This is a genomic window from Geminicoccus flavidas (assembly GCF_009806515.1).
Classification (GTDB): domain Bacteria; phylum Pseudomonadota; class Alphaproteobacteria; order Geminicoccales; family Geminicoccaceae; genus Geminicoccus; species Geminicoccus flavidus.
Genome location: NZ_WUJP01000083.1, coordinates 1 through 7,005, shown reverse-complemented (window position 1 = coordinate 7,005; position 7,005 = coordinate 1). Strand labels below are relative to the sequence as shown.

Here is a 7,005-nt window from a genome sequence, read left to right as displayed (position 1 = left end):
TCAGCCCCATGGGCGGCGTGGTCGGGCTGAAGGGCACGCTGGCGCCCGAAGGCGCCATCGTGAAGGTCGCGGGCCTGGCCAATCTCCGGTTCCGCGGGCCGGCGCGCTGCTTCGATTCCGAGGAGGACTGCATGCAGGCGGTCCAGGAGCGCAACTATCAGGACGGCGAGGTGCTGGTGATCCGCTACGAGGGCCCCAAGGGTGGGCCCGGCATGCGCGAGATGCTGGGTGTCACCGCCGCGCTCTACGGCCAGGGCAAGGGCGATGCCGTGGCGCTGATCACCGACGGCCGCTTCTCCGGCGCCACGCGCGGGTTCTGCATCGGCCATGTCGGGCCGGAAGCGCAGGTTGGCGGGCCGATCGGCCTGATCCGCGACGGCGACATCATCGTGATCGACGCGGAGACCGGCACGCTGGACGTGGAACTGAGCGAGGCGGAGCTGGACGGCCGGCGGAAGACCTGGCAGCCGCGCCCCTCGTACTACACGGCCGGCACGTTGTGGAAATACGCGCAGACGGTGGGTTCGGCGGAGAAAGGCGCGGTGACCCATCCGGGCGGTGCCGCGGAGGCGCACGTCTACGCCGACATCTGACCGCGACGCGGGCTGACCCGCGAGCTGGGCGAAGCGGCCCGTGGCCGGGCCGCTTCCGGCTCACATCATGATCTGCTGCGCGATCGCGTCGGCCTGCTCCAGGTGATGCAGGATCATTTCCTTGTTGTCGGTTGCCAGCTCGTTGAAGTTGCCCAGCGAGCCGCGATTGCCCATCGCGTTGAACAGCTCGTACGTGTCTTTATGCGACTGGCGCATCATCTCGATGTAGAGCTGGTCGAACTGCTCGCCCGAGGCTGCATTCAGCTGGTCGATCATCGCCTGGTGCTTTGCATCCAGGGTCACTGGCACGGTGAAGACGTTGCCGGCAATGCTGGCCTTGCTGTTCATTTCCAGCCCGAGCGCGGTATGGTCGCGGACCATCTGCTCGCCATAGGTGCGCACCAGCGGGTTGCTGGCCTTTTCGGCGGCGAGCTGACCGGCCTGGATCTCGAACATGTTGCCGACCCCGGCCTTCTCCACGAACACCTTGGCGGGGATCGAGTTGGCGTTGATGATCTCGAAGATCTCCGGCGAGGTCTCGACCGGGGGCAGCTCCGCGCTCGCAGGCGTCACGATGTCGGTTGCCGTGTCCGACCGCATTTGGGTGGAGTATCCGCAAGCTGCGAGCGAGGACGCGAGCAGCACCGAGGCCGTAAGAGCGACCAATGGCTTGGTCATCAACTGTCTCCCTTGCCGGTGAAACGGACCGGCATCGCCGCCGGTCTGCGAGGTTCTTGCGGCGGTAGAACCCGGCGGCTGCGTCTCCGGTTCCGGATCTTGCGGCCGTACTCTGGGCGGCATGGCGGGACGCGCCGGGGTCTGCTAGACCCGCGCCGACCGTAAGGGACACCGCTTGGGAAGAACGCCGATGGACTGGTTCACCGAGACGCTCTGGCCGCACTGGGCGCAGAAGATCAAGGTGAAGGAGGTGCTCTACCACAACCAGACCGAGCACCAGGATCTGATCGTGTTCGAGAGCGAGGCCTGGGGCCGGGTCCTGGCGCTGGACGGCGTGGTGCAGACCACCACGGCCGACGAGTTCGTCTACCACGAGATGCTGGTGCACACCCCGATCCTGGCCCATGGCCGGGCGGAAGAGGTGCTGATCATCGGTGGCGGCGATGGCGGCTGCCTGCGCGAGGCGATCAAGCATCCGGGTGTTCAGCGGATCACCCAGGTCGAGATCGACGCCGGGGTGATCGAGTTCTGCAAGCAGTATCTGCCGACCCTCTCCGACGGCGCGTTCGAGCACCCCAAGGCAAAGGTGACGATCGCGGACGGTGCGAAATACGCGAAGGAGACGAAGGACCGGTTCGACGTGATCATCGTCGATTCCACCGACCCGCAGGGGCCGGGTGCGGTCCTGTTCACCGAGGAGTTCTACCGCGACTGCCGGCGGATGCTGAAGCCGGGCGGGGTGATGACGACCCAGTGCGGCAACCCGTCGATTCACCCGGATGAGCTGGAGTTCACCCAGAGCCGGCAGCGCGCCGCGGGCTTTGCCGACGTCACCTATTATTTCGCGGCAGTGCCCACCTATATCGGCGGCAACATGGCGCTGGGCTTTGCCAGTGACGATCCGGCCCTGCGCCTGGTCGACGCCCAGACTCTGGCCGCGCGCCAGTTGCCAGACGGCCTGCGCTACTACACGCCCGAGATCCACCGCGCGGCCTTCGCTCATCCGGCCTGGATGATCCGCCGGGTCGGCTACTAGGCTCGGAAGGGGCCGCCGGCATGGCGCGGATCGCGGTGGGCGGGCTGCACCACGAGACCAACAGCTTCGCGCCCCATCCGGCCGACTGGACCGCGTTCGAGCAGAGCGACGGCTGGCCGGCCCGCCAGCGCGGCCCCGAGATGTTCGAGAACGTCGCCGGGATCAACCTGGCGATCACCGGCTTCATCGACGCCGCCACCGCGCGCGGCCACACGCTGGTGCCGCTGGTCTGGGCCAATGCCGGGCCGTCCGGGCCGGTAACCAGCGACGCGTTCGAGCGCCTGGCCGACGAGATGCTGGCGGAGCTGGCGGCGGCTGGGCCCCTCGACGGCATCTTCCTCGACCTGCACGGGGCGATGATCACCGAGGCGCTGGGGGATGGCGAGGGCGAGCTCCTGGCACGGATCCGCGCCCTCCACGCTACCACGCCGCTGGTGGCGGCCCTGGATCTCCATGCCAACGTGTCCGATGCCATGGTGCGGCATGCCGACGGGCTGGTGGCGTACCGTACCTATCCGCATGTCGACATCGCCGAGACCGGTGCCCGCTGCCTGCCGCTGCTGGAGCGGCTGATCGGCGGCCAAAAGCTGGCCAAGGCGCACCGCAAGCTGGACTTCCTGATCGGGCTGCCCTGGCAGTGCACGACGACGGAGCCGTCCGGTGGCCTCTACCGTCTGGCCGACCGGCTGGCGGCGCGGCTGGACGGCTTCGTCTCGATCGCCATGGGCTTCCCGCCGGGCGACACGGCCTGCGGTGGGCCCTCGCTCCTGGCCTATGCCGCGCGGGCCGAGGACGCCGAAGCGGCCGTGGCCGAGCTCGCGGCGGCATTCGCTGCAGCAGAGCCCGACTTTGCCGGCCGGCTGTGGACGGCGGAGGCGGCGGTGGCGGCAGCAATGGAAGGCGGCCGGCGCGACCGGCCGGTGGTGCTGGCGGACACGCAGGACAATCCGGGCGGCGGAGGTACCTCCGACACGACCGGCCTGCTCGCGGCCTTGATCGAGGCACGCGCGGAGGACGCGGTGCTGGCGCTGCTGGCCGATCCGCAGGCGGCTCTGGCCGCGCATGCGGCCGGGGCCGGTGCCTGGCTGTGCGGCCTGCCGCTGGGTGGACGGTTCGGCCCTGCCGGTGTGACGCCGATCACCGGCGACTGGTACGTGCAGCGCCTGGGCAATGGCCGCTTCACCGCGACCGGCCCCATGTATCGCGGCAGCCGGATGGACCTGGGCCCGATGGCGTTCCTGCGCGCCGGCAGCCCGGACGGGGTCGGCGTGCTGGTCTCGACCAGGCGGGTGCAGGCAGCGGACGCGGCCATCTTCCGCCACCTGGGCGTCGATCCTACCGCCCAGCGGATCCTGGCCCTGAAGAGCTCCGTGCATTTCCGCGCGGAGTTCGAGCCGATCGCGGCCGAGGTGCTGGTGGTGGCGGCACCGGGCGTGAATACCGCCGATCCCGGCCTGCTGCCGTTTCGCCACCTGCCTGCAGGGGTGCGCCGGCGGCCGGGGCAATCGTGAGTCACGTCGGCCCTGGTATATCCGGCCGGGATATATTTGAGTATGAGGAGCTACGGTTAGCGGCGGCTTTGGCCACCGCGCCCCGGTCAGTCAGCTTGTGGCAACGTTTCGTTAACCATATCAGTGCGACAACAGGCACGCAGGCTGGGCCGAGGGCGGTGGATCCGTCGGTCGGCCCGGGTTCGGGTATGGTTGGACAGGGCGTCAGAAGATGAGCGACACGGCGATCAACTGGCTTGCGGACGAGGTGGACCTGGGGCCGCTGGACGTGGCGGGCGACCCTGCGGCCGAGCTCGGCGGTGTGCCGATGGTCGAGCTGGCGCTGAGCGATCTCGTCCAGGATGCCGGGGGCGAGGTGGTCCTCTACAATGACAGCGGCCTGCGCGCCCTGGGGCTGGTGGCCGACGAGGCGATCGTCGGGACGGGGGAGGCCGGTGCCCATGTCACCGCGTCGGGTGCGGACGTGACCGGGTTCAAGTTCGTGAGCTTCGCCAACGGCCTGACCCTCTACTACCAGGACGGGCTCGACCTGATCGTGCGCCCTGCCTGAACGGGCAACAGCGCCGCGGATGCTGCCACCCGCGGCGCTGCCGGCAGGAAAGCCGGTCCGAATAATTCAGCCGGGCTGATCCTGCTGCTTGTACTCGGCGAATTCCTCGGGCGTCATGGCGTCGAGGAAGGCGCCGAGGCCGCTGCGCCCCTTGCCGTTGTCGTTCGCGGCCGGGCCCAGGCCCAGCAGCTCGCTCAGGTGCAACACGAACCGGGTATCAGCCGGCCTGCCCGCACTGGTGACGCGCTGCTCGAACGCGTTGTAGGCCAGCTTCCACAGCCACTGGTGACGCGCTTCCAGATCCTCGAACGCGAACCTGGGCTTCTTCAGCACCGGCTTGCGTGCCGCGGCCTGGCCGGAGTCGGGGTTGGCGGGATCGACTGGGGCGTTTCGCTTCTGCTTGGCCATCTTGCTGGTCCTTGTTGGCCGGGCCATCCCCGGCTCCGTGAACATAATCCTATCAATTGGTGATCTCAATCATTGCCTTTGCAGATGGTTCAACTTTTGCGCGATAAGCGCTATGCCGGTTCTGGATGGTACAGCGGAGAGCGGCATGGGCGCTGGGTGGGGTGACGCCAGGATGGCGGGTCGCGGCAACAGTCGGCGGCGCCGCTGCCGGCGGACCCAGCGGCCGCTGACGGTGCTGGCAGCGCTCAGCCACGAGCTGCGCGAACCGATGAACGGCGTGCTCGGTATGACCCGGCTCCTGGCCGACACCGAGCTCAGCCCGGAGCAGCGCGGCTGCGTGGAAGCGATCACCGGCTCCGCCGAAGCGTTGCTGACCGTGATCAACGACATGCTCGACCTGGCGCGGGCCGAGGCTGGCCGGCTGCCATTCCTCGACACTGCCTTTGATCCGCGCCTAATCCTGGAGCGGGCGGTCGCCCCCTTCCGGCCGAAGGCGTCGGCCAAGGGCATCGGCCTGACCCTCGCTATCGATCCTGCCGTGCCGGCGCGGCTGCGGGGCGATCCAGGCCGGCTGCGCCAGATCCTGGTCAACCTGATCGGCAATGCGGTGAAGTTCACCGATACCGGCCAGGTCGCCGTGGCGCTCGACCACGTGCCAGGAGCGACGGGCGACCTTCTGGTCCTGTCGGTCAGCGACACCGGGCGGGGCTTCGACCCAGCCGGAATGGCCATGCTGTTCAGCGGCTTCGGCCAAGCTGGCATGACCACTGCCCGGCAGTTCGGCGGCAGCGGCCTGGGCCTGATGGTGAGCCTGCGCCTGATCCGTGCCATGGGCGGCCGGCTCGCCGTGGATGCTGCCCCCGGGCGGGGCGCCAGCTTCCGCATCGAGCTGCCTGCCAGGTCCGCTCCCGAAGCACCGGCCGGCCCGGAGCCGGTCAGCCTGGCCGGTCTTGAGCTGCTGGTGGTGGAGCCGCGGGCGGCCTTGCGGGAGCGGCTGCGCACGGTCGCCGCCGGCTGGGGGCTGGCGGTGCGTGGTGCCGCGGGAATGGCGGATGGCTTGCGCGAGATCCAGGAAGCCGGCACCCGCGGCGCCCGCTTCGACCTGGCGATCGTCAGTGAGATGGTCGAGGCCGGCCATGCCCGGGCGCTGCTGGAACAGCTGCGGGCTCAGGCCGGCCAGATGGTGCGCACGGTGCGGATCGCCGGCTCCGGCCTGCGTGGCGATGCCGCCCAGGCCCGCGAGCAGGGGTTCGACGCCTATCTCGCGGAGCCGTTCAGCGACGATGAGCTGATGCAGATCCTGATCCGGCTGGTCCAACCTCCGGAACGATCAGGCTTTTGGACCCGGCATGATGTGCAGGAGCATGATGGCTGCCCCCTGCATGTCCTGGTCGCGGACGACAACCCGGTGAACATCAAGCTGGCCACGATCGTCCTCGGCAAAGCCGGGCATCGGGTGAGCAGTGTCGGCGATGGTGCGGCGGCGGTGGCCAAGGTGGCGTCCGGCGGCATCGACCTAGTGCTGATGGACGTGCAGATGCCTGGCATGGACGGGCTGGTGGCGACCCGGCAGATCCGGGCGCTTGCCGACCGGCACCTGCGATCCACGCCGGTGGTGGCGCTCAGCGCCGATGCCCTGGCCGACGACGAGGCGGCAGGCCGTGCCGCCGGCATGGACGCCTATCTCACCAAGCCGATCGACCGGCCGAAGCTGCTCTCGACCGTCCGCTTCTGGGGCGAGCGGGCCAGCCGGGCACGCGAGGACGATCATTCCTGCATGGCTTGAATCCGCTCACGACAAGCCCGTTGCCAGCGCATGATTCCCGCGAGAATAAACCACAAGTTGAATTAATGCTTGCCCGTGCTCGACGGCGGTTCAAGGAGATCGGACCATGACGCGTGCAGCTTGCCTGGCCGGCGGCCTGCTGGGGATCGGCCTCGCCCTGGCCCCCAGGCCGGCCCCGGCTCCGACCACCACCGGAACGCTCGCGGTCTCGGCCGTGGTGCAGACGAGCTGCTCGCTCACCGGCGGCACCATGAGCTTTGGCACCTATACCTCCGGCCAGACCGCCCATCTCGACACGGACGGCCAGATCGGGTTCGCCAACTGCCCGGTCGGCAACCTGGTCTTCGAGCTGGACGGCGGCGGCAGCGGCAGCATCAACGCCCGGCGCATGCGGTCGGGGAGCAACGAGCTGAACTACCAGCTCTACCGCAACTCCACCCGCA

General features: G+C 69.0%; 7 protein-coding genes and 1 pseudogene. 6 read left to right on the top strand and 2 right to left on the bottom strand.

The annotated features are described in order from the left end of the window. Positions 1–593, top strand: a pseudogene (locus tag EQG76_RS02135) (dihydroxy-acid dehydratase); the annotation flags it as partial. 60 nt (positions 594–653) lie between these two features. Here the strand turns inward: EQG76_RS02135 and EQG76_RS02130 are convergent. After that, entirely contained in the window at positions 654–1,166 is a 513-nt protein-coding gene (locus tag EQG76_RS02130) for a DUF4142 domain-containing protein (RefSeq protein ID WP_159710185.1), read from the bottom strand. A gap of 295 nt (positions 1,167–1,461) precedes the next feature. On the opposite strand from EQG76_RS02130, the gene speE reads away from it, so the two are divergent. The 3 genes from speE to EQG76_RS02115 all read left to right on the top strand — a co-directional run bounded on the left by speE (position 1,462) and on the right by EQG76_RS02115 (position 4,368). Continuing rightward, on the top strand, positions 1,462–2,307 hold the full coding sequence (gene speE, locus EQG76_RS02125) for a polyamine aminopropyltransferase (RefSeq protein ID WP_159710183.1): 846 nt from the start codon (positions 1,462–1,464) through the stop codon (positions 2,305–2,307). 20 nt (positions 2,308–2,327) lie between these two features. Then, the gene (locus tag EQG76_RS02120) at positions 2,328–3,818 is read left to right on the top strand and encodes a M81 family metallopeptidase (protein WP_159710181.1); all 1,491 of its coding nucleotides are present in this window, start codon (positions 2,328–2,330) and stop codon (positions 3,816–3,818) included. Between the two features lie 211 nt (positions 3,819–4,029). After that, positions 4,030–4,368: a hypothetical protein gene (locus tag EQG76_RS02115; RefSeq protein WP_159710179.1), complete on the top strand. Its 339-nt coding sequence runs from the start codon at positions 4,030–4,032 to the stop codon at positions 4,366–4,368. A gap of 66 nt (positions 4,369–4,434) precedes the next feature. On the opposite strand, the gene EQG76_RS02110 is transcribed toward EQG76_RS02115, so the two are convergent. Continuing rightward, positions 4,435–4,776, bottom strand: a complete 342-nt coding sequence (locus EQG76_RS02110; protein ID WP_159710177.1) for a hypothetical protein — start codon at positions 4,774–4,776, stop codon at positions 4,435–4,437. 172 nt (positions 4,777–4,948) lie between these two features. On the opposite strand from EQG76_RS02110, the gene EQG76_RS02105 reads away from it, so the two are divergent. Together EQG76_RS02105 and EQG76_RS02100 are read left to right on the top strand one after the other, a co-directional pair. Next, positions 4,949–6,562: a response regulator gene (locus EQG76_RS02105; protein ID WP_159710175.1), complete on the top strand. Its 1,614-nt coding sequence runs from the start codon at positions 4,949–4,951 to the stop codon at positions 6,560–6,562. A gap of 106 nt (positions 6,563–6,668) precedes the next feature. Next, the coding region (locus tag EQG76_RS02100) for a spore coat protein U domain-containing protein (RefSeq protein WP_159710173.1) at positions 6,669–7,005 on the top strand (337 nt) is incomplete at its 3' end.

Excerpts from the sequence above, each read along its gene's own strand:
- speE (WP_159710183.1), top strand. The coding sequence starts at position 1,462 with ATGGACTGGTTCACCGAGACGCTCTGGCCGCACTGGGCGCAGAAGATC.
- EQG76_RS02120 (WP_159710181.1), top strand. The coding sequence starts at position 2,328 with ATGGCGCGGATCGCGGTGGGCGGGCTGCACCACGAGACCAACAGCTTC.
- EQG76_RS02115 (WP_159710179.1), top strand. The coding sequence starts at position 4,030 with ATGAGCGACACGGCGATCAACTGGCTTGCGGACGAGGTGGACCTGGGG.
- EQG76_RS02110 (WP_159710177.1), bottom strand. The coding sequence starts at position 4,776 with ATGGCCAAGCAGAAGCGAAACGCCCCAGTCGATCCCGCCAACCCCGAC.
- EQG76_RS02105 (WP_159710175.1), top strand. The coding sequence starts at position 4,949 with ATGGCGGGTCGCGGCAACAGTCGGCGGCGCCGCTGCCGGCGGACCCAG.